Here is a 24495-nt window from a genome sequence, read left to right on the forward strand (position 1 = left end):
TTAAATAGTGAACAATGCGTAAAATAACCATTTTGGCCACCTTACTTTTTTGTTTTGTAAGTTTAAATGGCCAAACCAATTCTTACAAGGTTTCATTTGATAATGCTGTTCATCACGAGGGTGAGTTCATTTTGACTTTTCCAAAGATAACCACAGATACCTTGTCTGTGCGTATGGCCAATAGTTCTCCTGGCAGGTACGCTTTTCACTCCTTTGCAAAAAACGTTTACGATTTTAAGGCAATGGATAGCAAGGGGAAAGAAATTTCTTTTCATAGGCCAAACCCTTATCAATGGGACATTTACGGTCACGATGGAGAAGTAAGCATTCAATATACTTTATTTGCAAATCGCGGAGATGGTACCTACTCACAGATCGATAAAACCCATGCACATCTGAACATTCCTGCAAGTTTTATGTTTGCCCCTTCGTTAGAGAATCGCCCTATCGAAATTTCTTTTGATACTCCCGAAGACTATAAATGGAAAGTTGCTACGCAATTAAAAAAACAAAAAGAGAACTTATATTGGGCTCCCGACCTTTACTATTTTATGGATAGCCCCATAGAGCTAAGTAATTATGGGCTTAGAGCTTTCGAAATAAATTCAAACGGAAAAAGTCAAAACATACGCTTTGTTTTGCACCATAACGGCAGCGAGGATGAATTAAATCAATACTTCGAAAGTGTAAAACGCATTGTAAAAGAACAGGAAAAGGTTTTTGGCGAACTACCGGATTTTGACTTTGATGAATATACTTTCTTAGCCTGTTATATGCCTAACGTAAATGGAGATGGTATGGAACATCGTAATTCGACCATATTAACTTCAACAAGAACTTTAGCAAATGGAGGACTCCAAAGAAACCTTGGCACAGTATCGCATGAATTCTTTCATGCATGGAATGTAGAACGTATTCGGCCAAAATCGTTGGAGCCTTTTGATTTTGACAATGTAGATATGAGCGGAGAACTTTGGTTTGCCGAAGGTTTTACCTCATACTACACTAACTTAATTCTTTGTAGGGCCGGTCTGATAACGCCTGAAGAGTATGTTTCTGGATTAAACGGCGCTTTTAATTATGTCTGGAACTCTAATGGCACTAAGTTTTTCAACCCAATTGAAATGAGCTATCAGGCCCCATTTGTAGATGCGGCAACTTCTCTAGACCCACAAAATAGAAATAACACCTTTATTTCATATTACTCTTATGGCAGTGTTCTTGGACTTGCTTTAGATCTCTCTTTAAGAAAAAAGAACTTGAATTTAGACGATTTCTTTAAAGAGGTTTGGGGCAAATTTGGTAAAAAGGAGATGCCCTATACCATTAAAGACTTACATCTCACTTTAAATGCGTATGCCGGAAAATCTTTTGGAGACGATTTTTTTGAAAATTACATCTACCAAAGTAACATGCCAGATTACAAAACCCTATTTGCAAATGTTGGTTTAAAAATGACCCAAGATACTGAAACGGGGTATTTTGGAGGTGTTATAGCTAAAAATACTATCAACAATAATACCCTAGTCGATTCGCCTGCCTATACTGCCGGATTAGAAAAAGGCGATGTAATTTTAATTGTCAACGATATTCCAATGGTAGGCTCAACAAACTTTTCTGATTTTTTAAAATCTACTCAGAACGGAGATAAATTAAGGCTAACCTATAGCCGCCAGGGCAAAGTGCAAAAAACAGAAGTAACCCTCACAAAAGACCCTAAATACGCAATTACTCTTGATGATGAAGCCTCTAAAGAGGTCATTTTAAATCGAAAAAAATGGCTAAAACAATAGACTATTCTGGGGGTGAATGCAATGCTATTCTATTTCCTTCAGAATCATGAAACAATCCCATAAAACCAATTTCATCACTAATTTTAGTTTTGGGCTGTAAGATTCTACCCCCGGCACTTTCTATTCTATCTAGCGCATTTTGCAAGTCGTCGCAAGAAAAATAAATAAGTACACCTTCCTTGCGATTCGGTATATACCACTCTGGTTGCAGGATTAAAGAGCCTGAGGCACCGGGTTTTCCATTTTCAGAAGGGAGCCAACCCATAAGGGTACCCCCAAAATCTTGAATGGTAATTTTAATTTCGAAAACAGCCTCATAAAAATCTCTGGCCCGAGCCATATTGGTTACAGGAATCTCTACCCATCCTATTAAATTTTGTTCCATAGTAACTTATTATTTTTCCATCAATGCCTTAAAACTTGCTAATCCTTCCTCAAAATCCTTCCCAACGGTTTTATCCATACTAAAGAATAACATAAAAATACTGAAGGGAAACTTATTATTTCCAGAGAACCCCCATGTAACTTTAGTTGAAGAACTTGTATCATCTTCAACATTGAAATAACAATCTGCTTCAGATTTCCATGGCTTAAAAAAACGGAGCTTTCCCTCTACTCTTTTATTTTCTATAATCTTAGTAATCTCTTGTTCTCCTTCACCTACATCCTTTTTGCCGACCCAAGCACTCTTTGCACCAACTTCACCATCTATTCCGGTAAATTCTTTTTTCATATTGGGGTCTTTCTTTTCCCATGGAGACCATTTTTCTTGCTCTTTAAGAGATCTTAAAGACTTGAAAACTTCATTTTTCGGTTTGTTTACTATCACAGAACGTGATACATCATAAGCTTTTGGCGCAATCATGCCTAAAATTAAAATAAGCAATACAATGCCACCAAGAATGTAGAGAAATGTCATCATCTTGTTTTATTTATTGGTTATTTAAATGTACAAAAAGATGATTTATTGAAAGTAACGACCGATAATGCCTTCCACATTATTGATGGATTTTTTAGTCCAATCCAACTTCTTTTCTAGAATTTCCATATCGGATAGTTGCCATGGAAGCTTAGATTTACGTAAGTCATCACAAAGCTCTTGAATAATAATGGCCGCAGAAACCGAAATATTTAAACTTTCTGAAAACCCCACCATAGGTATTTTGAGAAACCCATCCGCTTTTTTTAAGACCTCATCACTTAATCCTTCTTTTTCGGTACCAAAGAATAAAGCCGTTTTAGTTCTAATCTTAAAGTTCGCTAAAAGATTTGAACTATTATGGGGAGTAGTGGCAATAATCTGATACCCATCATCTTTTAAACTACGAATACAATCACCAGTAGTTTGGTAACGTGAGACATCTATCCATTGTTCCGCGCCCATTGCAATATTTTTATCCAATCGTTTTCCAAACCGGTCTTCTACCACATGTACATTTTGAACACCAAAAGCATCGCAACTTCGTATAACAGCACTTGTATTGTGCAACTGATAAACATCTTCAATTGCGACTGTGATAAAACGGGTTCGGTTTGCGAGTACCTGCATAAAACGTTGCTTTCTTTCTTCAGAAAGAAATTCTTCTAAATACGATAACAAATCATGATCGAATTGCATAAGGCAATATAATAAAAACTGAAAATGCTAATTTTGAATTTATGGAGAAGCAAAAAATAGTAGTATTGACTGGAGCCGGAATGAGCGCCGAGAGTGGTCTAAAAACTTTTAGAGACGCCAACGGACTATGGGAGGGGCACGATGTCATGGAAGTTGCCTCACCCGAAGGTTTTGCTAAAAATCCGGAATTAGTATTCGAGTTTTACAATCAACGTAGAAGACAATTATTACAGGTCAAACCAAATGATGGACATCATGCTTTGGTAAAGTTAGAAAGTCATTTTGAAGTCTCTATAATCACACAGAATGTAGATAACCTACATGAACAAGCTGGAAGTACCAATGTACTTCATTTACATGGAGAACTGTTAAAAGTTAGAAGCATTGTTGATGAAAGCGCTGTGCAGGACTGGACTATAGATTTAAACTTAGGTGATACCGATAGTAATGGAAATCAACTTAGGCCCCATATCGTTTGGTTTGGCGAAATGGTGCCTATGCTAGAACCTTCCATAGAAATAACATCTCAATCAGAAGTTCTCATCATTATTGGCACCTCAATGCAGGTATATCCAGCGGCCAGTTTGGCGAATTATGCCCCTCAAGGAATACCAATTTATTTTATTGACCCAAAACCAAGTGTAAACCCATCGGATTATACCAATTTGAAAGTCATTGAAGAAAATGCTTCTGTTGGTGTTCCTATGTTGGTATCTAAATTAATAGAAAATAATTCCGCACTTTAATGACCGCTGATGAACTACATACAAGACTAAATTCAGGTCGTTTATCAAAAGAAAAGATTATGCTTTTGGTCAGTGAATTAGCTCATTTTCCTGAGTTGGTAGGTACGCTTATACAGGCCATTTGGATAGAGGATAAAGAAGGTACCTTTAACGCAAGTTGGGTTTTTGACCATTTAATGCGCAAAAACCTGAGCTTGCTACTGCCCTATTCTAAAGATTTTACCAATGGATTACAAAACCTGAATTCAGAATCTTGTATTAGGCCAATTGCCCATGTTTGTGAGTTATTGGTTTTAGCAAAATATAAAAAACAAGACCCAGAGTATATTGCAGGTTTGGATAAAGCTTCTCTTGAGAAAATTGTTAGTGCCTGTTTTGATTGGTTGATAGGTTCTCGAAAAGTAGCTGCCAAGGTATTTGCAATGACAAGCTTACTATATTTGGGAACAGAGTTTAAATGGATTCATCCTGAACTGGAGCCCATTCTAGAAAATTCCATTCATTCGGGAACTATTGGGTACAAAAATAGAGCGCAGAAAACACTACTAGCTCTTAAAGCGTTAGGTAGTAGGCAGTAAATTAAAAATATTATAACTAACAACTGATTACTGACTACTGATAATTATCTTTGCCGCTTAAATATTGTAAGATGTCTTTAAATCAATTGAACGCTATATCTCCGATTGACGGTCGTTACCGTGGTAAAACAGAAGCTTTAGGAAATTATTTTTCTGAGGAAGCCCTAATTAAATATAGAGTTCAGGTTGAAATCGAATATTTTATAGCACTTTGTGAAATTCCACTACCACAACTATCAGGTTTTGACACTTCGAAATTTTCTGCGCTTCAAAAAATCTATCAAAATTTTTCATCAGAAGATGCCTTGGCAATAAAAGAAATTGAGAAGACTACAAATCATGATGTCAAAGCGGTAGAATATTTTATTAAAAAGAAGTTTGATGAGTTGGGTTTAAGTGATCATAAAGAGTTTATTCATTTTGGATTGACATCACAAGACATTAACAATACTGCCGTTCCTTTTTCTATAAAGGCTGCAATGAACGATGTTTATGTGCCAGTATATTTTGAGGTTTTTGAAAAATTAAAAAGTCTGGCAACCGAGTGGAATGACATTCCAATGCTTGCCAGGACTCATGGTCAACCAGCCTCCCCTACCCGTTTGGGAAAAGAAATTGAGGTCTACGTAGAACGATTAAAGCAACAGTTTGATTTACTAAATGACATTCCTTCGGCAGCTAAATTTGGCGGAGCCACAGGGAACTATAATGCCCACCAAGTCGCTTACCCATCAATTGATTGGAGGTCGTTCGGAAAAGAATTTGTACAAGAAAAATTAGGCCTTCATCATTCCTTTCCAACTACTCAAATTGAGCATTATGATCATATGGCCGCGCTATTTGATTGCTTAAAGCGAATCAATACCATCACAATTGATTTAAATAGAGATATGTGGACTTATATTTCTATGGATTATTTTAAACAAAAAATTAAAAAGGGAGAAGTTGGTTCTTCTGCTATGCCCCATAAAGTAAACCCTATCGATTTTGAAAATTCTGAAGGTAATTTAGGCTTAGCTAATGCTTTATTTGAACATTTATCTGCAAAATTACCTATCTCTAGATTACAGCGTGATTTAACTGACAGCACCGTTTTACGTAATGTAGGGGTGCCATTTGCGCACACATTGGTTGCATTTCAATCTACTTTAAAGGGCTTAAATAAATTGGTATTAAATGCTGATAAATTCGAAGAAGATTTAGAAAATAATTGGGCGGTTGTAGCAGAGGCTATCCAGACAATTTTAAGAAGAGAAGGATACCCTAACCCTTATGAAGCTTTAAAAGGATTGACACGTACCAACGAAAAAATCAATCAAGCTTCAATAGCTAATTTTATCGAAACCCTAGAGGTTTCTGATACTATCAAAAAAGAACTAAAGCAGATTACTCCTGCTAACTATACAGGGATTTAATCTGATAAATTTCGAACTGTCTTCCTGAGCGGAGTCTAAGGAAAAGGGAGGATTTGTTGTCAGTATTCCAGATATCACCTTCAAAATGACTACTCAAAACAAAAAGACCGCTAAAAAAGCGGTCTTTTACTATATAAATCTATTTATTGATTTGAACTTCATGTGGGTAAGGAATTTCAATGCCTGCTTTATCCAGTGCTTCTTTCGTTCCTTCAACAGTTCCAAAATACACGTCCCAATAATCCTCAGGTTTACAGAAAGGACGTACGGCCAAGTTCACAGAGCTATCAGCAAGTTCTTCGACATTTACAGATGGTGCCGGGTCTTGCAATACCTTAGGATTGGATTTCAACATTTCTAAAAGAACTTCTTTGGTCTTTTTAATATCAGAACCATAGTCGACCCCAACGACTGTGTCTACACGCATTTTACCTTCTGCAGTATAGTTTATGATATTTCCATTAGCCATGGCGCCATTAGGTACTATTGCCAACTTATTTTGTGGAGTGATTAATTTAGTGGTGAAAATTTCAATCTCCTTTACAGAACCTAGAACGCCTTGTGCTTCGACCAAGTCTCCAATTTTATAAGGCTTGAATATCATCAATAATACCCCTCCGGCGAAGTTGGACAAAGAACCCTGCAAGGCCAAACCGACCGCTAAACCTGCCGCTGCAATAACTGCGGCTAAACTGGTGGTTTCAACTCCAAGCGTAGATATAACGGTTATAATCAAAAATATCTTAAGCCCCCAAGAAACAAGGTTAGTTAAAAATTTCTGCAATGAGAGGTCGTATGTACCCTTCGCCATAACTTTTTTAACTGCACCCACAATTTTTTTAATTATCCAAGAACCGATAATATAAATTAGAATTGCTTTTAATACCGGCACGCCATATGTTTCAATGTATCCGATAATAGTTTCCATTGATAAATTTTCCATAATATTTTTAGGTTTTTAAAGTGTTCTATTTTCTATGACACTAAAAATACTAAGAAGGTCACTAATACTTCAAACAGAATTTGTTTTAAACAAAAAAAACCCTGAATCATAACTATGGTCCAGGATTTTTAAAAGAATGGTAGTTTGGTTTACCCCTTTAAAAATTTTCCTATTTCTCCTAATCCTTCTCCTTTATAATCAGATTTTTGGATCGCTTGCATCAGCTGCATAACATCAGCAGGGTTCATATCCTTGCCAAGCACACGAACCAAAGCGAATCCCTGTTCTTTACTGTCACCGTAAATGATAACTTCGTCAATGGCATCATCATCACCTAAATATTTCACGACTCCTTTGCCATAGCCAGAATTGATTTTCATCAACTCGATAAAGTTTTCGTTCTTTAAAATCTCTTTAACCTTGGCTTTTTCTAGCTTATACTCAGCAACATTATCAGAAGTCTTCTTAAAAGCAAGTAAGTTGAACTTTTTTAATGATGATACTGCTTTCTTTTGTTTATCTGTAAGTTCGACCTCATCCATTTTTAAGATACTGGCGGGAATATCCAAAGAAATAAAATTCGGGTTTTCTTTATTGTCGACATAATATTCTTGAAGACTTTGTTGCGATGAGCAGCCTGCTAAAAAAACAAAAGCTAGGCTGAACATATATTTTACTAATTGTTTCATTTTGTGTTTTTTGATTGGTTATTACTTACCCTTTTCACTAGCTTTTTTCAGTGATGGATGTAGTTGCATCTTATTTACTAAAGCCCCTATTTTGTCGAGCTCAATTTTTCCATTCATGGTAACAAGCACAGTTTCTGGTGTCTTATCGCTTTTGCTATCAATGCCCGTAACAAACATAAAGAGTTGGCTCACCACGTTATCGTTATTAGTGCTCTTAACGTAGAAATCTACCTGGGCATCCTCATCACGAACACGCATTAACTCTTCCATTGAAGATTTTTTAAGATATGATTTTACGGTCTGTTTCATATCAGTTGAAGCAGCCCTATTCTCTGAGATATAAATCTTGATCTCATTGATATTCTCTGCAAGGTCCACAAAATCTCTAGCTTCTTTGCTTTTTTCGTTTGCAGACATACTAGCTACAATACCTAGCATGCTTTTATTTATTGTAAGTGTTCCAACATTATCGGAATCTATATACTTATCAAAGGCTTTTTGGGCAAATGTGCTTGTAGCGAATGTTAATGCTATAATTGATAAAACTAATTTCTTCATTTCTGTTTTTTTTGATTGAATTAAAACAATGAACAATTCCTTTTTGAATTGTTCATTGTTCTGTGTTTAATGATTGATGGTTGTTCTATTGTTTTTTACCCGCTTCGTTTAACTCTTTAGGTAAATTCATTTTGTTTGTAAGCGAACTGATTTTATTCAAATCAATATCTCCAGTTAAGCTTAACAAAACAGTTTCAAACTTTCTACCGTTAGCTTCTATTTCTTTAATACCCGTCATAAACATTAATAGCTCTCTAACATGGTCTGCGTCTTTACCTTCTTTAATATAGAATTTAATATTGGCGTCCTTGTCTTTTACACGCATTAACTCTTCCATTTTATTTCCGGATAAGTACTTCGTCACAGAACCTTTCATATCATCTCCAATAGACTTGTTATCTGTTGTAAATACTTTAAGCCCAGTTACGCTAGTTGCAATATCCATAAAGTCTTGAGACTCTTTATCTTCCATGTCAATATCCATTTTTGCCAAAAGTTCAAAGGCCTTTTTAGAGACGACGACTGTCGTTACATCTTCTAAGTCTTCATACTTGTCAAATAGTGATTGTGAAAATCCGGCTAATGGTAAAACTGCGGTCAATAGAATTAATATACTTTTTTTCATGTTTTCTAAATTTTAATTGTCGTTGTAAATTTTTGATGTTGTCGCTTCAAACTCCTTTAGGTAAGTTATTTTTTCGGTGCCTTTACCAAAATTTACCGCAAGTAGATTCAAAGCTTCTTTTGTTTGCTGATAGGCAAGCTCAGCCTCTTTTCTATCTTGGTAATCCTGATATTTTTCAGGACCAAAATAGATTCCAAGGAATAATACGGCCACTGCTGCAACGGAAATCCATTTGTAATTGAAGTTTCTTCTAGTGTTTAATGGAACCTGCTTGGTGTACTGTTCTTCTTTGGCTTTAGAAAAGCAACTGAACATCGGTCTGTATTGTTCAAGATGTGTTGCAACACTTTCTTGTGCAAAATACGTTCGTAATGTTTCTTCTTCAGCAACCGTAGTGGCGGCTTCAAAATACTTTTCCAATAAATTTTCTATGTTCTTATCCAACTCCATAGTTATGTTTTTCAATCAATTTTTCTCTAACTGTTTTTCTTGCTCTTGATAGGGCGACACGAACGGCTGTGTTTTTCATATCCAACAATTCGCATATTTCTTCAAAGTCATACTGCTCTACATCCCTTAGCTGGAGTACCATTTTTTGCTGTTCTGGTAATTCTTCCATGATTCGTTCCACCCAATCAACACTATCTTCTGCTTCTAGTTGCTGTTGTAAAGATGTTCTTTCATCACTATAGTTACTGTGTACTAATTTTAAATTACTAGCTTGTTTCGATTTTAATCTATCCAAACAAAAATTCTTTGTCATCGTCATTGCAAAGGCTTCTACATTATTGTATTTGGCCATCGCGTCATTCTTAGACCAGAGTTTTAATAAAATCTCTTGCGTAGCATCTTCGGCTTCCTCTCTAGAGACCAGCAATCTTTTGGCCATTCTATACAGTTTATCCTTAAAAGGCATTACCAAGTTTAAAAACTCACTCTGTTTCATTTTGGTTGTTAGGTTGTTAAAAGCACTTTTTTGATGCTTATACTAGGAAGACGACGTATGACGAATTTTGTTACAAAAAATTTTTATTTCCTCTAGTTGTAAGTAAATTAGGGTTTTTAAAACTAAAGTTGTTAGTAAAGAATTACTGTTATAATTACTTTTTGGAATACTAATTGCATTGAAAACGAAAAACAAGCTATGAAAAAAATTATTTTATTATTTGTCGGTGCTTCCCTATTATTAGTCTCTTGTAATAAAGATGATGATAATCCGCCAACTGAAATACCGCAAGGACCTGGAAATGTAGAACTTCAAAATGAAATTAATGATTTTGTCTGGCGAGGACTTAATTATTGGTACTTCTGGCAGGGCGACAAAGAGGATTTAGCGGATGATAGATTCAGTAATACTGACGAACTGAATACTTTTTTAAATGGTTTTGATAATCCTCAAGACTTATTCAATTCCCTACTGTTTCAGCCGGGAGTTGTCGATGATTTTTCTTGGTACATTAGTGATGTTGAAGAACAATTAAACAGTTTTAGGGGAATACAAGAATCTTATGGCATTAATTTTCCAAGACCCGCTGTTTTTCGTGTAAATGAGAACTCTAACGATGTTGTAGTTCTTATTGGATATGTTGTCCCTAACTCCCCGGCGGCAAATGCTGGACTAAAAAGAGGAGATTTAGTTTACAAAGTTGATGGTGTTCAACTGACCTCAGATGATTTTTCTGCAATTAACAATCTTTTTATCAATCCAAATATTTCACTGGAGATAGCGAACATTGAAAATGGTCAACTTGCCCCTATAACGGGCGAGTTTGCAATGACAGCGGAGCTAATAACAGAAAATCCTGTTCATTATCATGATATTATTGAAGAGGGAGGTAAAAAAATTGGTTATTTGGTATACAATGGTTTTAGAAATACTTTCAATGGAGAACTCAATGAGGTATTTGGGATTTTTAAAAATGAAGGTATTGATGAACTTATTTTGGACATGAGATACAACGGGGGGGGGTCTGTGTTAACATCAGCTTATCTGGCCAGCATGATTAATGGAACAGTACAGGCTGATAATGACGCCTTTGCCAAACTCCAGTATAATGAAAAAAGAGATGCTCAAGAAGGTTTCACATTTACTTTTTTCGATGAAGTAAGATTATATGACAAACAAACTAGTAATCAAACAGGAACTGAGAATGCGAACAGATTAACAAATTTAAATAGACTTTTTGTTATTGGTGGGCAAAGAACTGCCTCGGCAAGTGAAATGATTATCAATGGCCTTAGACCTTATATGCAAGTTGTTCATGTAGGCGAAACTACTGTGGGTAAAAATGAAGGTTCCATAACTGTAGTGGATTCTGGAGTTCCCTTTACCAATTTAAACAGTAGGAATTCAAATCACACTGTTGGAATGCAACCTATTGTATTTCAAATTTTCAACAGTTTAAATCAAAGTGATTATACCTTAGGGTTTGAACCTGATGTCTTAGTACGGGAATCAGATTTTGTAGCGGACATTAAACCTTTTGGCGACCCAACTGAAGGGCTTCTACGAGCTACTTTAGATATTATATCAGGAGCTTCGAGCAAAGCAAAATCCTTCTCGAACGAGACCTTTAATTTTAATGCTATTAAAGATGGTATTCAATTTCCTCAATTCACAAATGAGATGTATCTTATGGATGAGGAAATTAATGTGATGAAGAGGTAATAAATAAAATTAAAAAGCGGCCGAGTGGCCGCTTTTTTTTATAGTGTTAGACTTAATCCTAGGCTATAATTTCTTCCTCGAGTGGTATAGCCAATAATTTCTTCATAATGCGTATTGAAGATATTGGTTATATTAAAAAAGACCTTTAGTTTATTGTTTTTAAATCGGTGGCCCAAATAAAAATCTACTAAAGAATAAGCATTTAAGTCGATATTCTGAAATGTACTAAAATCGGTATCCTCCCTACTGCCAACATATTGATAATTAACAGAAGCGTTCGTTTTAGCGGACAATGTGTAATTTAATGCTGCGTTGGCCCTATGTTTAGGCAGACGTACGCGATTTCCTTCTTTAAGCTCCGTAAAGGTATAGTTTGCAGAAAAATTGAAGTCCTTAAATAACTCAGAAGCTATTTCAAACTCAGCCCCTTGAACTTTAGCATCACTTTCCGCATTTCTATATTGAGAAACAAAGTTTACCGGATCTATAGTTGTAAAAAGCACCGTATTTTTTTCATTTCGGTTAAAATAGACACTACTAAATCTAAACTTCTTCCCAAGATTCCATTCAAAACCACCTTCCAGAGTTCGGTTTTCTTCTGGCTGCAAATCTTGGTTTCCAAAAGTACCGTCAAACAACTGAAATAAACTAGGTGCTATAAAAGAGGTGCTATAAGAACCTAAAAATTTACCATATCCGTTACCTAACTCAAAAGTGTAAGAAGGGTTAAAATTATAAGTAAGCTGACTTCCATACTCGCTGTGGTTATTTAATCGAGTTCCTGCGTTAAGGTTAAAACCAAAATCAGAGACGTATACAACATTTACATATGGGTCACTATTTGTATAAGTAACTTCTTCAGCGAAAAGCGTCTCATTCTTTTGGTAGTTAAAACCAACTATGGTATATAATTTTTCATCAAAAACATATTTATTAAATACATCAACGATATAGCCTTTAGATTCAAACTGAGAAGGAAAGTCGGAAATCGTTTCCCTATCAATACTGCTTATACTTGCATTTAACGTAACACTACCATTCTTGTACTTTAATTCTGGGCTAATACCAAAACGTAATTGTTCTGAAACTGACTCATCATTAGTATCTGCAAATTGAAACAATGGTGCTGGAAAGCCATCAATAGCCGTGTTGTACTTGTCTAAACTTCCGAAAATTTTAATATTAAAATTTTCTGAGAAGGCATAACCTAGTTTTACGTTGGTATTGATTCTTGAAAAGGGGTCTTCTTCGGTGTTTGTTCCTGAAGCTGCAGATAGTCCATCCGCGAATTGATTTGCAAAGCCTATAGCATAACTAAATTTTGACAGTGTACCATTTAAGTTTACCGCATTATTAAAATTAGATATGGTTTTATTGTCTTCATTCTGAGAAGCATTAGTACCCATAACTGAACTTACACTCAAAGCTATCTTATCCTTTGAAGCTTTCTTTGTACTAATACTAATTACTGCTGTAGCAGCAGAATTACCATATAAAGTACTTGCCGCTCCTTTAATTATTTCAATACTTTCAATGGTATTTAAATCTAATAACCTTAAATCAAAATCATTGGCGATTTGTGAAGGGTCATTTACTTGTATACCGTCGATTAAGACCAAAACTTGTCTATTGTTTCCTCCGCGGATAAAATAGCCTAAATTTTGTCCAGCAACACTTCTGCTACCGTTAATTTCGATTCCACTTTTGGTGTTGATAATTTCTGCAACTGTTCTCCCTTGACTTCGTTCCAACTCCTCAGCCGTGATTTTAATTACTGTCTTACCAGAATTTTCGCGTTTTAAAGTAAATCTTGAGTCACTTATAACAACTTCATCTAGCTCTTGTACTGCGGTCGAGTCTTTCTCTTGTGCAGTCAACATTGCACCTAGCAATAAGCTGGCACAAAACATTACATACTTTTTGTTCATTTTTAATTGGTTGCTCGGAAAAGCGATAGGTCACCCTTACGCAAACTTTTATCCCGAAAGTTTAACATTGTTTGTGCGAATTTGGCAGGTCTCCTGGCTTGCGGTCCGTTATTCTGCCTTCCCATCTCGATACGAATCGCTACAGTGGCATGAAGAAAATAACAGCTTGTCATTAACAAGATGCTGAATCAAGTTCAGCACATACTTACAGTTGCGGGAACAGCTCCGGTTTTTCACCGGATTCCCTTTTAATCAAACAAGATAAATTCTTGTTTAAACCAAAATTCAATGCGAAAGTAATGATTATGGCCTTTTCAGTGAAAGCCATATCCATTTTATTTCTATCACTAACAAATAAGCTTAAATTTGAAACCATGAAACTAAAACGTACCAAAAACTTTTACCTATACCTTCTGTTAGTTATAATTTTCGTTGGCTGTACCGAGAAGAAAAAAGAACTTCCAGTACAAAAAACGGTTGCCAAGACTAAGGTGAACTATGCCACCGGTTTTACTATTGAAGCCAATGAAAACTACACAATTTTAACGGTGTCAGAGCCTTGGCCTGGGGCCAATAAAGCTTATTCATATGCTTTTATTCCGCAAGAAAAACTGCCCGTGGTAAGCTACCCTAAAAATGCTTACGACGCCGTTGTTGTAACGCCCATCAAAAATTTTATAACCACGTCTACAACACATATTCCTGCGATTGAAGCTTTGCATGGTCTTGATAGGTTAATAGGTTTTCCAAATACAAAATACATTTCTTCAATGCCTGCCAGAGCTTTGATTGCTGATAAAAAAATTAAAGAATTGGGGGCTAATGAAAGTTTAAACACAGAAATGGTACTTGAATTGGCGCCAGATGTCATTGTAGGTTTTGGTATCAATAATGAGAAGAGCTCTTATGAGGTTTTGGAAAAAGCAAACATTCCAGTCATATTCAATGGAGATTGGATGGAGAAAACGCCCTTAGGGAAAGCGGAATGGATCAAGTTTTTTGGTGTTCTTTTAGGACAAGAAAAAAAGGCCGACAGTATCTTTAATGCTATTGCTGTGGAGTATGAAAAAGTGAAAAATATTGCCGAAAAAGTGAACAACAAGCCAACTGTTCTAAGTGGGGCACTTTTCAAGGACGTTTGGTATTTACCAGCTGGAGAAAGCTGGGCTTCAAAATTTTTGGAAGACTCCAACGTAAATTATTTGTGGAAAGAAACAACTGGCTCAGGGAGTCTATCCCTTAGTCTAGAGAGTGTTCTAGAAAAAGGAAGCAAGGCCGAATTTTGGATTTCCCCATCACAGTTTACGACTTATGAAGAAATGAACAAAGCCAATTCGCACTACGGGCAATTTTCCGCATTTAAAAACAAACAAATCTATACTTTCGCAGCTACCAAGGGCATCACTGGCGGGTTATTATATTACGAACTAGCTCCACAAAGACCTGATCTGGTCTTAAAGGATTTAGTCCACATTTTTCATCCTGATCTCTTACCTGATTATAACCCATACTTTTTTACACCGTTACAGTAATGCCTAAAGTGAAGTCATATCGGTTTTCATTTATTCTATTGCTTTGTCTATTGTTAGTTTCGTGGTTTTTAAATATTAGTTTTGGATCAGTTTCCATTCCCTTAGAAGCGACATTTTCAGCACTGTTTGGTGGTAAACTATCCGTTGAGTCTTGGGAATACATCATCTGGAGTTATAGAGTGCCCAAGGCCGTTACCGCGATTTTGGTTGGCGGTGGTTTAGCGCTAAGTGGATTGCTGATGCAGACCCTGTTTCGAAATCCGTTAGCAGGTCCTTTTGTTTTGGGTATCAGCTCAGGTGCAAGTTTAGGGGCAGCAATACTACTTTTGGGTGCTTCACTTTTAAGTGGCTTGGCTGTATTTAGCTTTCTCAATGATATCTCCCTGATTATTGCAGCTAGTTTAGGTAGTTTCTTGGTACTATTAGTGGTAATGCTAGTCGCCAATCGTGTTCGAGATACTATGGCATTATTGATCATAGGATTAATGTTTGGTAGCGTAACTTCTGCCATTGTTAGTGTATTGGCCTATTTCTCAGATGCAGAACAGCTACAACGCTTTATTTTCTGGTCTTATGGAAGCGTAGGCAACCTTTCTTGGAATCAGGTCTTACTTTTAGCTGGTTTTGTCTTTATTGGAGTGCTGTTAAGTGTAGTATCCATAAAAAAACTGAATGCCTTTTTACTTGGTGAAAATTATGCCCAAAGTCTTGGGGTTTCTTTAAAAAAATCGCGATTGATAATCATCACCGCAACAGGCTTGCTTGCTGGTGCAATAACCGCTTTTGCTGGCCCGATTGCATTTGTTGGTCTGGCTATACCGCATCTTACCCGACAGCTCTTTAACACTATGGAACATAAGGTTTTGGTGCCCGCCGTTTTTATGTATGGTGCCATTTTAATGCTCATTTGTGATAGCATTGCGCAATTACCAAATTCCGCAAGCGTACTCCCGATTAATGCCATAACTTCACTAATAGGGGCTCCAGTAGTGATTTGGTTGCTGGTTAGAAAACGAAAACTATTTTTCTAATGGAAGAACAAAAAATAACCATTGAAGCCAAAAAGCTATCCATTGGATACAGGAATATTGAAGTTGCTGGCAACATCAATTTTAAGCTACATTCTAAAGAATTATGTGCTATAATTGGTGTAAACGGAGTCGGAAAATCAACCCTATTACGAACTTTGGGTAAACTTCAACCAAAATTAGCTGGTCATATTTTTATTGAACAGCAACCTCTTGAAGATTATTCTCCATTAGATTTTGCCAAACAGACCAGTCTTGTGCTTACAGAACCTATTGCTTCTAAAAACCTCACAATATCGGAGTTAATTACACTAGGCAGACAGCCCTATACCAATTGGTTAGGCAGTTTAACCTTAAAAGACAAAAAGCACATTACTGAAAGTATCTCGAATTTTGAACTTGAATCCTTCAAAGAAAAAAAGTGCCATGAACTTAGTGATGGACAATTGCAACGTGTATTAATTGCAAGAGCAATGGCACAAGATACTCCGTTAATTTTATTGGACGAACCTACAACACATTTAGACTTATACCATAAGGTTCAAATTCTAAAACTATTGCAACAGTTAGCGCATCAATATCACAAAACCATTGTTTTTACGACCCATGAAATTGATTTGGCCATTCAATTATGCGATAAAATATTGGTGTTGGACGGAAAAGAAAATCATTTTGGTTCACCCTGTGAACTCATTGAACAAGGATGTTTTACTAACTTATTCCCACCTGAAATGATTCATTTTGATGAAAAAACAGGGTCTTTTAAAGTGAATAAGTCATTTTAAAGTCATTTCGAACCGAATGATAGAAGTGTGAGAAATCTATCTTTAGATTCCTCGTCGCTACGCTCTGTCGGAATGACATAAATACTATCTTTACCCTACAAAATTCATTATGAGTACCGAATTAATTTATGTTTTTATTGGTCTACTGGCAACCGTTCTAGGTGTTGCCTTTGGCATTTATATTCAACGTTTGAAAACAAAGTCGAGCCAAAGCGAACTGGAAGCTGAAAACAGACAATTACAGTCTTCGATTTCTTCTTTAAATGAAAAATTGATTCAAGATAACGAAGAAAAAAGGCACTTACAAGCCGAGAAAGAAAGTCTCGGTCAAAATTATGTGCGTCTAGAGGCAGTAAATGAAAATTTGCAACGTGTAAATACCGAACAAAAAGAGGAAGTAGAAAAACTACAGGAAAAATTTACCAAAGAGTTCGAAAATTTGGCCAACAAAATTCTCGATGAAAAAAGCAATAAGTTCACTGAGCAAAATCAAAAAAACATCAAGCAGATTTTAAGTCCGCTTCAAGAAAAAATACAGTTATTCGAAAAGAAGGTAGAGGCCACACAAAAAGAAAACATCAGCATACATTCCGCTTTAAAAGAACAATTGTTAAACCTACAGAATCAGAATCTTAAAATAACACAAGAAGCTGAAAATCTCACGAAAGCACTTAAGGGAGATAGCAAAATGCAAGGTAATTGGGGTGAATTGGTATTGGAACGCGTTTTAGAAAAATCAGGTTTAGAAAAAGACCGCGAGTATAGTGTTCAACAAAGTTTTACCAGAGAAGATGGTACCCGAGTTTTGCCTGATGTTATCATTCATTTACCCGATGGTAAAAAAATGGTAGTGGATTCCAAGGTTTCCCTTACCGACTATGAGCGTTTTGTAAACGCCGACGATGAACTAAAGGAACGTCACTTAAAAGACCATATCAACTCGCTTCGCAAACATGTTGAACAACTTTCAGCCAAAAAGTACGAAGATCTGTATGAAATGGAGAGTCCAGATTTTGTATTGCTCTTTGTTCCCATAGAACCTGCATTTGCCGTTGCGATAAATCAAGACAATTCGCTTTACAACAAAGCTTTTGAGCAAAATATTGTAATTGTAACCCCATCTACCCTATTAGCAACGCTAAGGACCATCGATACGATGTGGAACAATGAGAAACAACAAAAAAATGCTATTGAAATTGCCAGGCAAGCTGGGGCTTTATATGATAAGTTTGAAGGTTTTGTTACCGATTTGACCAAGGTGGGTAAAAAGATGGATGAGGCCAAAACAGAATACCGAGGTGCCATGAATAAGTTAGTAGAAGGTCGTGGTAATATTGTCACAAGCATTGAAAAACTTAAAAAAATGGGCGCTAAGGCTAAAAAGTCCATTCCAGAGCCTATTCTTAAAAGGGCCGAGGAAGATTACCTGCCTACCGACGAGGCAGGTTTTAATACAGAAGAAGAACAGTCACAACTAGAATTGTAACATGCGAAAAATACTATTTATACTTATATCGGTTATTCTATTTGGCATTGCAGCATATTTTGCTTTTGTATATTATGTTCCCTTTAGTGAGGGTTACCGTTCTGGTGAACTTATAAAATTCAGTAGAAAAGGGGTTATTGTAAAAACTTGGGAGGGAGAGATTAGTCAAGGTATTTCAGGTGCACAAATTTTTGAGTTTTCGGTCGAAGACAACAAAAAAGATGTAATTGAAAAGCTCAAAGACTTTCAAGGGCAATATGTAAAAGTGACCTATAAAGAGCGTTATTCCTCTTTTTTCTGGTTAGGAGATACCAAATACTTTATTACCGAAGTTGAACAAGAAAAATCACCTCATTTTGGCAACTAAAAACCCTTCGTTTAAAACAGCTAAAGAGTCGCGTGTTTCCATCACAGAATTGATGCTTCCATCACATTCTAATTTTGGGGGCAAAGTGCACGGTGGTTATATCTTAAATCTAATGGACCAGATTGCTTTTGCCTGTGCCAGCAAGCATTCGCAACGCTATTGCGTTACCGCTTCGGTAAATAGAGTTGATTTTTTAAATCCTATTGAAGTGGGCGAATTGGTTACCCTAAAAGCTTCCATAAACTATACAGGGCGAACCTCAATGGTAGTAGGTGTTCGGGTCGAATCTGAAAATATAACTACTGGGGAGACCAAACATTGCAACTCTTCTTATTTTACCATGGTTGCCAAAGATGATTCTGGCAAAAGTATTGCTATACCAGGCTTAGTAATCAAAGATAAACAAGGTATGCGACGTTTTGCCCGCAGTAAAGAGCGCAAACTATCTGCCTATGACCGAGATAGTAAATACCAGTCTCAAAAGTTTAAAGTTGATGACTATATAGCGTATTTAGAGGGAGAAAATCTTAAGATGGATTTAGATTGATCCTGCTGCTTCCTCATCCATGAACCAAGTTAGTTTTCCTGACTTAGGTGCAACTAAAGTAGCTGGATAAGACTTAAAGTTTCCATTCTTATTGTGAATTTCATCAACTTTTTCGGCCTTATTTTTTCCTGTTACCAAAAAAACAACTTCTTTGGCAGTATTGATAACTGCTCCGTTTATAGAAACCCGTTTCTGCCCCGAGTCAGGGTGTGTCGCTACAACGCAATGGTCTTTTGAATGCCATAAATCGATCTCATGAGGAAAAATAGAAGCTGTATGGCCATCATCTCCCATACCTAGAATTACAAGGTCAAACTGTGGAATACCCTCTACCCTATCCAAATTAATTTCTAATAGATTACTATATCGCATAGCTTCTCCCTTAGGTTCGTTCTCCCCCAAAATTCTATGGATGTTTTCTTTCGGAAGCTCAATCTTTGAAAACAGATGTTCATGGGTCATTTTATAGTTGCTTTGGTCATCTGTTGGTGCGACACAACGTTCATCACCCCAATAAAAATGAATATTGGACCAGTCAATTTTGTTTCCGTATTTAGAAGCCAAAACGTCAAAAACGATTTTTGGAGTGCTTCCGCCCGAAAGCGCTACATGGAAATCATTTTTATCAGCGACCAAATCTGCAAAGTAGTTACAGAATTCATGGGCTACTTCAATCTTGTCTTTATAAATCTTTACTTCCAAATTACTAGCTTTAAGAGGTCTCGACTTAAGTTTATCTTGAGCTCAGCCGAAAGGCTCGACCTGACATTATATTGACTTGCTTCTTACTGCTTACCGAAACTAGCAAATCACACAATAGCCCGGGTCGTCGGCCAAATTCTCACCTGGGTTTCGCCAATACCCGATACCATCTATTAGTTCATCGGCATTCTCTGGCCCCCAAACCCCCGCTGCATAACCATACATACGAACATCTTTACCATTTTTCCAATATTCTAAAATGGGATCTACAAATTCCCAAGCTGCCTCTACCTCATCGGCACGTGCATACAACGTAGCATCACCTTGCATGGCATCCAACAAAAGACGCTCATAGGCTTCCATAACATGTGTTTCTGCCAAGCTTGAGTAGTAAAAATCAAGATTTGCACGTTCTACCTTAAAGCCCTGTCCTGGTACTTTTACCCCAAACTTCATTAATATTCCTTCATCGGGTTGTATACGTATCACCAGTTTATTATCCTTATTATTTAATCCGGAATCTTGAAAAATCTGGTGGTGCGGTGCTTTAAAATGAATGACCACCTCTGTTACCTTTGTAGGCATACGCTTTGCGGTTCGCACATAGAAGGGCACATCTTTCCATCTCCAATTATCTACAAAAAACTTAATAGCTGCGTAGGTTTCAGTGGTAGAATCAGCACTCACTCCCTCCTCTTCACGATACCCTTTCACTTTTTCTCCATTAATTGTAGAGGCCATATACTGCCCTCTAATCGTATGGTCATGAAGGGTTTCTTCATCTTTCATAATACGTAGCGATTTCAAGGCCTTTACCTTTTCGTTGCGAATTTCTTCCGGTTGGTCACCAATCGGAGGTTCCATTACAATCAAGGAAACTATTTGGAGCAAATGGTTTTGAAACATATCTCGTAAAGCTCCAGATTTATCATAATAGCCACCCCGCTTTTCTACACCAACACTCTCGGCATTTGTGATTTCTACATGGTGAATATAGTTTCTATTCCAAAGTGGTTCAAAAATACTGTTGGCAAAACGCGTCACTAAAAGGTTTTGAACCGTTTCTTTACCTAAATAATGATCAATACGGTAAATCTGTGGTTCGGTAAAATATTTCTGTAAACCGGCGTTCAAAGCTTTTCCGGTCTCCAAACTATAGCCAAAGGGTTTTTCAACTATCAAACGTTTCCAACCATTATTCTGCGTGTTCAATCCCGCATCGGCCAAGTTCTTAGCGATAGGTTCATACAAAGTAGGTGGCGTTGACAAATAATACATAATGTTGCCACCGGTCTTGTATTTATTGTTCAAATCTTCGACACGTTTTCTAAGCCTACTGTAATCGGTATCGTAATCGCTTCCTAAATCTTCATAAAAGAAGGTATTGGCAAATTCTTCGATTTCCTTATCCGATTTCTGCTTGAATTTTTCTTTTAGGTACTTACTCTCCAATACGACCTTCTTTCTAAAAGCAGTATCTGTCATGTCACTTCTACTGGCTCCTAAGACGATAAAGTTTTTTGGTAATTGATTGGCGTTAAAAAGATTAAATAACGAAGGAACCAACTTTCGAGCTGTTAAATCTCCAGAGGCGCCAAATATCACAAGCATTTGGTTTTCTGTTTTCTTCATAGAAAGCACAATAGATTATTTGAGCGTAACGAATATAAGGTTTATTTTAGGTTCGGCTAAAGTGCTACAACACACTTTATGCTTTCTTAATAACAACTTATAGCATGGCAAATACATACGATTTCGGATTGGTAGGATTAGGGGTAATGGGACGAAACTTTATTCTGAATGTAGCTGATAATGGCTTTAGCGCTTTTGGGAACGATTTAGATCAAGAAAAGGTAAGTGCCCTGATTGAAGAAGGTGGTGATGTCGATAAGGTAAATGCAACGACCGATGCAAAAGTATTTGTTGAAGCCTTAAGCCAACCACGAAAAATTATGCTTTTGGTACCTGCCGGTAAAATAGTGGATGCCGTAATTGAAAATTTACTGCCTCTACTGGACGAAGGTGACATCATCATCGATGGTGGAAATTCGTTTTACACCGATACCGATAGGCGCGAAGCCTATTTAAAGGATAAGGGTATAAACTTTTTTGGCGCGGGTGTTTCCGGAGGTGCCAAAGGAGCTCGGCGAGGCCCGAGTATTATGCCTGGAGGTTCACGTGAAGCCTACCAGCATGTAAAACCTATTTTTGAAGCCGTATCGGCTAAATATAAAGGCGAGCCTTGTGTAACCTATCTAGGCCCAAAATCTGCAGGCAACTATGTTAAAATGGTGCATAATGGCATAGAATATGGTTTAATGCAGTTGACTTCTGAGATTTATGACCTTTTGAAAAAAGCAGGTGGACTAAGTAATCAAGAACTGCATAATACGTTTGCAGAATGGAACAAAGGCCGTTTGCAATCTTTTTTAGTTGAAATTACGTCGGAAATTTTAGCTCAAAAAGATGATTTAACGGATGGGGACTTGGTGGACATGATTCTTGATAAAGCCAAACAAAAGGGCACAGGAAAATGGACATCTCAGAACGCCATGGACTTGGGTATTCCTGTTCCTACGATTGATATTGCGGTAAGCATGCGTGAAATATCGGCCTTAAAAGATGAGCGTATTAAAGCGGATGAATTATACGATAGACCTTCACCCAAAGCAGTAAATAAAGCTGACTTTGTTAGCAAAGCCGAAGAAGCGCTTTATTTTGCCTTTATCATGGCCTACGCCCAAGGAATGCATCAATTGGCTGATGCCAGTAAAGAATATGGTTACGAATTGGATTTAGGTGAAATTGCCAAGATTTGGCGAGCAGGTTGTATTATTAGGGCAGGGCTGTTGGCAGATATTACCGATGCTTTTAAAGCAGATAAAAAGCTGCCAAACCTTTTGTTATCCAACTCGTTTGTTCAAAAAGTACAAAGCACAGTTAGTTCTGCACGAGAATTGGTGAGTTACGGAGCTGAGAACGGTATTCCGTTACCAGGGCTTTCAAATTCTCTTACCTATTTTGATGCGTATACCTCTTCTCGCCTGCCGCTAAACCTAATACAAGGGCAGCGCGATTATTTTGGTTCACATACCTATGAACGAATAGATCGAGAAGGTATTTTTCATACGGAGTGGGAGAAAGAGTGATTCAAGATTAGAAATAAACAAACTAGTACTTTTATCACAACGTTATGAAGAAGTAGACTAAAATTGACCTAATAGAGAATATGATATATGAATTTCTTACAAATAGCAAAAAAACTGAAAAGGTAAATTTTCTGAAACTACTTGTTTTAATATGTCTTTTTATTTTTTGTTTTGCTTGTAATACTAAAGAAGATAAAAAAAGTAACGTCTATCCTTTTATCACATCTTCTGAACCTATTCGCATAGTCAGTGTCAACGATGGTAATTCAATTCAATCTTTATGGAATAATTCAAGACATTTTCCAAACTCTGTTTCTGTCATAGAACTTTCGCCAGACAGACCACCTTTTACTAAAACTGTGGAAAACGCTGCGCCAAACACATTTGCTGGAGCGCCTTACGGAGTTACCATATCGAATGGTCGTTATGCTTTCATCCCAAATCATCCATTTGGAGCATCTAATAGTGTAAGTGACGAATCTAGTATAATTACTGTTGTAGATTTAGATACGGACAAACTGTCGACTATAAAAACTTTCGAAATGCCTAATCACGCTTGGCAAGTGATGTCACATCCTGATGACAAACGGGTTATAGCAATTAGCGACCATCAATTTCACCTGTTTCAGATGAATGGAAACCAGCCTGAATTAATATCTCAAAGCGAACCATCTGAATTATATTTTACATCTTTTGCTATCAGTCCGAACGGAACATCAATAATCGCAACCGCAGCAGAACGTCTTGATTATTCGACACCTGTGGAACTGCACCTTTTTAAGTTATCTGATAATTCAATTCAACATATCACGGAAATCGAAATCCAACAAAATATTGGTAAAATTGACCAACCTTTCGCACCTCGTTTCAGCCCAGATGGAAAACGAATTCTTGTCTTAAATGGACTTGGTATTGCGGGAAAACCACCACTTGACGATATACTAAATATTAATATGACAACCTCGCCACCCAAAGTTACAGAGGTTATCAAAAATGTGGCACAAGGTCTCGAAAGTCTTGCTTTTCATCCAAGTGGACGATTTGCCGTCGTGACCTGTATTGACGGACCATACATTGGTCATTTGGCTTTAGTCGACCTCACATCATCGCCAATGCGAATACTTAATTATCAAACTGTTGAATTCGTTCCTCAAGGAATTGAATTTAGCCCAGATGGTAAGATGTTATTCGTACAGTCAACCACAGCGAGTCATTTAAGCGTTTATGAAGTCGATGGATTTAATATAAATAAAAGTCCTTATATATTGAAAACAGGTGAAGGACCAGCATCCTTGACAGTAATTAAACGAAATCAGAATTAACGAGGAAATCTCGCAT

The 24495-nt window shown here is 36.8% G+C and carries 25 protein-coding genes and 1 riboswitch; of the genes, 13 read left to right on the forward strand and 12 right to left on the reverse strand.

Going from position 1 to position 24495, the window contains the following annotated elements; genetic code table 11:
• The first annotated feature begins 14 nt into the window (after positions 1–14).
• Positions 15–1793: a M61 family metallopeptidase gene (locus tag ACZ1GR_RS02840; protein ID WP_472610739.1), complete on the forward strand. Its 1779-nt coding sequence runs from the start codon at positions 15–17 to the stop codon at positions 1791–1793.
• Position 1794: 1 nt separating this feature from the next.
• Here ACZ1GR_RS02840 and ACZ1GR_RS02845 read toward each other — a convergent pair whose 3' ends face one another.
• The 3 genes from ACZ1GR_RS02845 to ACZ1GR_RS02855 are packed head-to-tail and all read right to left on the reverse strand — an operon-like array spanning position 1795 to position 3411.
• On the reverse strand, positions 1795–2178 hold the full coding sequence (locus tag ACZ1GR_RS02845) for a VOC family protein (RefSeq protein ID WP_472610740.1): 384 nt from the start codon (positions 2176–2178) through the stop codon (positions 1795–1797).
• A 9-nt stretch (positions 2179–2187) separates the two neighbouring features.
• Positions 2188–2715 carry an SRPBCC family protein gene (locus ACZ1GR_RS02850; protein WP_472610741.1) on the reverse strand — a complete coding sequence of 176 codons (528 nt, stop codon included), beginning with the start codon at positions 2713–2715 and terminating at the stop codon, positions 2188–2190.
• A gap of 42 nt (positions 2716–2757) precedes the next feature.
• Entirely contained in the window at positions 2758–3411 is a 654-nt protein-coding gene (locus ACZ1GR_RS02855; RefSeq protein ID WP_472610742.1) for a TrmH family RNA methyltransferase, read from the reverse strand.
• Positions 3412–3452: 41 nt separating this feature from the next.
• Between ACZ1GR_RS02855 and ACZ1GR_RS02860 the strand changes: the two genes are divergently transcribed.
• The 3 genes from ACZ1GR_RS02860 to purB all read left to right on the forward strand — a co-directional run bounded on the left by ACZ1GR_RS02860 (position 3453) and on the right by purB (position 6150).
• Positions 3453–4157 (forward strand): SIR2 family NAD-dependent protein deacylase, encoded by a 705-nt coding sequence (locus tag ACZ1GR_RS02860; protein ID WP_472610743.1) that lies wholly within the window; start codon positions 3453–3455, stop codon positions 4155–4157.
• On the forward strand, positions 4157–4735 hold the full coding sequence (locus ACZ1GR_RS02865) for an adenylosuccinate lyase (protein WP_472610744.1): 579 nt from the start codon (positions 4157–4159) through the stop codon (positions 4733–4735). Before ACZ1GR_RS02860 ends, ACZ1GR_RS02865 begins: the two co-directional genes overlap by 1 nt.
• A gap of 71 nt (positions 4736–4806) precedes the next feature.
• Positions 4807–6150, forward strand: coding sequence for an adenylosuccinate lyase (gene purB / locus ACZ1GR_RS02870; protein WP_472610745.1), 1344 nt, complete (start codon positions 4807–4809; stop codon positions 6148–6150).
• 139 nt (positions 6151–6289) lie between these two features.
• Here purB and ACZ1GR_RS02875 read toward each other — a convergent pair whose 3' ends face one another.
• The 6 genes from ACZ1GR_RS02875 to ACZ1GR_RS02900 form a co-directional block, all read right to left on the reverse strand.
• Positions 6290–7093 carry a mechanosensitive ion channel family protein gene (locus ACZ1GR_RS02875; protein WP_472610746.1) on the reverse strand — a complete coding sequence of 268 codons (804 nt, stop codon included), beginning with the start codon at positions 7091–7093 and terminating at the stop codon, positions 6290–6292.
• Between the two features lie 149 nt (positions 7094–7242).
• Positions 7243–7782, reverse strand: coding sequence for a DUF4252 domain-containing protein (locus ACZ1GR_RS02880; protein WP_472610747.1), 540 nt, complete (start codon positions 7780–7782; stop codon positions 7243–7245).
• A gap of 21 nt (positions 7783–7803) precedes the next feature.
• Entirely contained in the window at positions 7804–8340 is a 537-nt protein-coding gene (locus ACZ1GR_RS02885) for a DUF4252 domain-containing protein (RefSeq protein ID WP_472610748.1), read from the reverse strand.
• 85 nt (positions 8341–8425) lie between these two features.
• Complete coding sequence (locus ACZ1GR_RS02890; protein WP_377766457.1) at positions 8426–8965, reverse strand: DUF4252 domain-containing protein; 540 nt, start codon at positions 8963–8965, stop codon at positions 8426–8428.
• A gap of 12 nt (positions 8966–8977) precedes the next feature.
• Positions 8978–9415, reverse strand: a complete 438-nt coding sequence (locus ACZ1GR_RS02895) for a hypothetical protein (protein ID WP_472610749.1) — start codon at positions 9413–9415, stop codon at positions 8978–8980.
• Positions 9402–9911 (reverse strand): RNA polymerase sigma factor, encoded by a 510-nt coding sequence (locus ACZ1GR_RS02900; RefSeq protein WP_472610750.1) that lies wholly within the window; start codon positions 9909–9911, stop codon positions 9402–9404. Before ACZ1GR_RS02900 ends, ACZ1GR_RS02895 begins: the two co-directional genes overlap by 14 nt.
• A 198-nt stretch (positions 9912–10109) precedes the next feature.
• Here ACZ1GR_RS02900 and ACZ1GR_RS02905 point away from each other — a divergent pair, with 198 nt between their 5' ends.
• Positions 10110–11633 (forward strand): S41 family peptidase, encoded by a 1524-nt coding sequence (locus ACZ1GR_RS02905; protein ID WP_472610751.1) that lies wholly within the window; start codon positions 10110–10112, stop codon positions 11631–11633.
• Positions 11634–11671: 38 nt separating this feature from the next.
• Here ACZ1GR_RS02905 and ACZ1GR_RS02910 read toward each other — a convergent pair whose 3' ends face one another.
• A complete protein-coding gene (locus tag ACZ1GR_RS02910) occupies positions 11672–13561 on the reverse strand; it encodes a TonB-dependent receptor plug domain-containing protein (RefSeq protein ID WP_472610752.1) in 1890 nt (629 codons plus the stop codon).
• 66 nt (positions 13562–13627) lie between these two features.
• Positions 13628–13859, reverse strand: a riboswitch (cobalamin riboswitch).
• A 76-nt stretch (positions 13860–13935) separates the two neighbouring features.
• Between ACZ1GR_RS02910 and ACZ1GR_RS02915 the strand changes: the two genes are divergently transcribed.
• From ACZ1GR_RS02915 to ACZ1GR_RS02940, 6 genes are all read left to right on the forward strand, one after another.
• The gene (locus ACZ1GR_RS02915) at positions 13936–15093 is read left to right on the forward strand and encodes an ABC transporter substrate-binding protein (protein WP_472610753.1); all 1158 of its coding nucleotides are present in this window, start codon (positions 13936–13938) and stop codon (positions 15091–15093) included.
• Positions 15093–16124: an iron chelate uptake ABC transporter family permease subunit gene (locus ACZ1GR_RS02920; RefSeq protein ID WP_472610754.1), complete on the forward strand. Its 1032-nt coding sequence runs from the start codon at positions 15093–15095 to the stop codon at positions 16122–16124. Before ACZ1GR_RS02915 ends, ACZ1GR_RS02920 begins: the two co-directional genes overlap by 1 nt.
• Entirely contained in the window at positions 16124–16906 is a 783-nt protein-coding gene (locus ACZ1GR_RS02925) for an ABC transporter ATP-binding protein (RefSeq protein WP_472610755.1), read from the forward strand. The genes ACZ1GR_RS02920 and ACZ1GR_RS02925 overlap by 1 nt, the downstream gene beginning before the upstream one ends.
• 109 nt (positions 16907–17015) lie before the next feature.
• Complete coding sequence (locus tag ACZ1GR_RS02930; protein ID WP_472610756.1) at positions 17016–18392, forward strand: DNA recombination protein RmuC; 1377 nt, start codon at positions 17016–17018, stop codon at positions 18390–18392.
• A gap of 1 nt (position 18393) precedes the next feature.
• Positions 18394–18759, forward strand: a complete 366-nt coding sequence (locus ACZ1GR_RS02935) for a 6-phosphogluconate dehydrogenase (protein ID WP_377766466.1) — start codon at positions 18394–18396, stop codon at positions 18757–18759.
• A 52-nt stretch (positions 18760–18811) separates the two neighbouring features.
• Complete coding sequence (locus ACZ1GR_RS02940) at positions 18812–19306, forward strand: acyl-CoA thioesterase (protein ID WP_472611788.1); 495 nt, start codon at positions 18812–18814, stop codon at positions 19304–19306.
• On the opposite strand, the gene pgl is transcribed toward ACZ1GR_RS02940, so the two are convergent.
• Both pgl and zwf read right to left on the reverse strand, forming a co-directional pair.
• The gene (gene pgl, locus ACZ1GR_RS02945; RefSeq protein WP_472610757.1) at positions 19298–20008 is read right to left on the reverse strand and encodes a 6-phosphogluconolactonase; all 711 of its coding nucleotides are present in this window, start codon (positions 20006–20008) and stop codon (positions 19298–19300) included. The two genes, ACZ1GR_RS02940 and pgl, sit on opposite strands and share 9 nt — an antisense overlap.
• A gap of 99 nt (positions 20009–20107) precedes the next feature.
• Positions 20108–21640, reverse strand: a complete 1533-nt coding sequence (zwf, locus tag ACZ1GR_RS02950) for a glucose-6-phosphate dehydrogenase (RefSeq protein WP_377766468.1) — start codon at positions 21638–21640, stop codon at positions 20108–20110.
• Positions 21641–21744: 104 nt separating this feature from the next.
• Here zwf and gndA point away from each other — a divergent pair, with 104 nt between their 5' ends.
• Positions 21745–23157: an NADP-dependent phosphogluconate dehydrogenase gene (gene gndA / locus ACZ1GR_RS02955; RefSeq protein WP_377766469.1), complete on the forward strand. Its 1413-nt coding sequence runs from the start codon at positions 21745–21747 to the stop codon at positions 23155–23157.
• 80 nt (positions 23158–23237) lie between these two features.
• The gene (locus tag ACZ1GR_RS02960; protein ID WP_377766470.1) at positions 23238–24479 is read left to right on the forward strand and encodes a WD40 repeat domain-containing protein; all 1242 of its coding nucleotides are present in this window, start codon (positions 23238–23240) and stop codon (positions 24477–24479) included.
• The last annotated feature ends 16 nt before the right edge of the window (positions 24480–24495 follow it).

The sequence above is a fragment of the Croceitalea sp. W27 genome (assembly GCF_055693185.1).

Bases quoted from the DNA above. Each gene is read 5' to 3' on its own strand.
- ACZ1GR_RS02840 (WP_472610739.1), top strand. From the start codon at position 15: ATGCGTAAAATAACCATTTTGGCCACCTTACTTTTTTGTTTTGTAAGT.
- ACZ1GR_RS02845 (WP_472610740.1), bottom strand. From the start codon at position 2,178: ATGGAACAAAATTTAATAGGATGGGTAGAGATTCCTGTAACCAATATG.
- ACZ1GR_RS02850 (WP_472610741.1), bottom strand. From the start codon at position 2,715: ATGATGACATTTCTCTACATTCTTGGTGGCATTGTATTGCTTATTTTA.
- ACZ1GR_RS02855 (WP_472610742.1), bottom strand. From the start codon at position 3,411: ATGCAATTCGATCATGATTTGTTATCGTATTTAGAAGAATTTCTTTCT.
- ACZ1GR_RS02860 (WP_472610743.1), top strand. From the start codon at position 3,453: ATGGAGAAGCAAAAAATAGTAGTATTGACTGGAGCCGGAATGAGCGCC.
- ACZ1GR_RS02865 (WP_472610744.1), top strand. From the start codon at position 4,157: ATGACCGCTGATGAACTACATACAAGACTAAATTCAGGTCGTTTATCA.
- purB (WP_472610745.1), top strand. From the start codon at position 4,807: ATGTCTTTAAATCAATTGAACGCTATATCTCCGATTGACGGTCGTTAC.
- ACZ1GR_RS02875 (WP_472610746.1), bottom strand. From the start codon at position 7,093: ATGGAAAATTTATCAATGGAAACTATTATCGGATACATTGAAACATAT.
- ACZ1GR_RS02880 (WP_472610747.1), bottom strand. From the start codon at position 7,782: ATGAAACAATTAGTAAAATATATGTTCAGCCTAGCTTTTGTTTTTTTA.
- ACZ1GR_RS02885 (WP_472610748.1), bottom strand. From the start codon at position 8,340: ATGAAGAAATTAGTTTTATCAATTATAGCATTAACATTCGCTACAAGC.
- ACZ1GR_RS02890 (WP_377766457.1), bottom strand. From the start codon at position 8,965: ATGAAAAAAAGTATATTAATTCTATTGACCGCAGTTTTACCATTAGCC.
- ACZ1GR_RS02895 (WP_472610749.1), bottom strand. From the start codon at position 9,415: ATGGAGTTGGATAAGAACATAGAAAATTTATTGGAAAAGTATTTTGAA.
- ACZ1GR_RS02900 (WP_472610750.1), bottom strand. From the start codon at position 9,911: ATGAAACAGAGTGAGTTTTTAAACTTGGTAATGCCTTTTAAGGATAAA.
- ACZ1GR_RS02905 (WP_472610751.1), top strand. From the start codon at position 10,110: ATGAAAAAAATTATTTTATTATTTGTCGGTGCTTCCCTATTATTAGTC.
- ACZ1GR_RS02910 (WP_472610752.1), bottom strand. From the start codon at position 13,561: ATGAACAAAAAGTATGTAATGTTTTGTGCCAGCTTATTGCTAGGTGCA.
- ACZ1GR_RS02915 (WP_472610753.1), top strand. From the start codon at position 13,936: ATGAAACTAAAACGTACCAAAAACTTTTACCTATACCTTCTGTTAGTT.
- ACZ1GR_RS02920 (WP_472610754.1), top strand. From the start codon at position 15,093: ATGCCTAAAGTGAAGTCATATCGGTTTTCATTTATTCTATTGCTTTGT.
- ACZ1GR_RS02925 (WP_472610755.1), top strand. From the start codon at position 16,124: ATGGAAGAACAAAAAATAACCATTGAAGCCAAAAAGCTATCCATTGGA.
- ACZ1GR_RS02930 (WP_472610756.1), top strand. From the start codon at position 17,016: ATGAGTACCGAATTAATTTATGTTTTTATTGGTCTACTGGCAACCGTT.
- ACZ1GR_RS02935 (WP_377766466.1), top strand. From the start codon at position 18,394: ATGCGAAAAATACTATTTATACTTATATCGGTTATTCTATTTGGCATT.
- ACZ1GR_RS02940 (WP_472611788.1), top strand. From the start codon at position 18,812: ATGCTTCCATCACATTCTAATTTTGGGGGCAAAGTGCACGGTGGTTAT.
- zwf (WP_377766468.1), bottom strand. From the start codon at position 21,640: ATGAAGAAAACAGAAAACCAAATGCTTGTGATATTTGGCGCCTCTGGA.
- gndA (WP_377766469.1), top strand. From the start codon at position 21,745: ATGGCAAATACATACGATTTCGGATTGGTAGGATTAGGGGTAATGGGA.
- ACZ1GR_RS02960 (WP_377766470.1), top strand. From the start codon at position 23,238: ATGATATATGAATTTCTTACAAATAGCAAAAAAACTGAAAAGGTAAAT.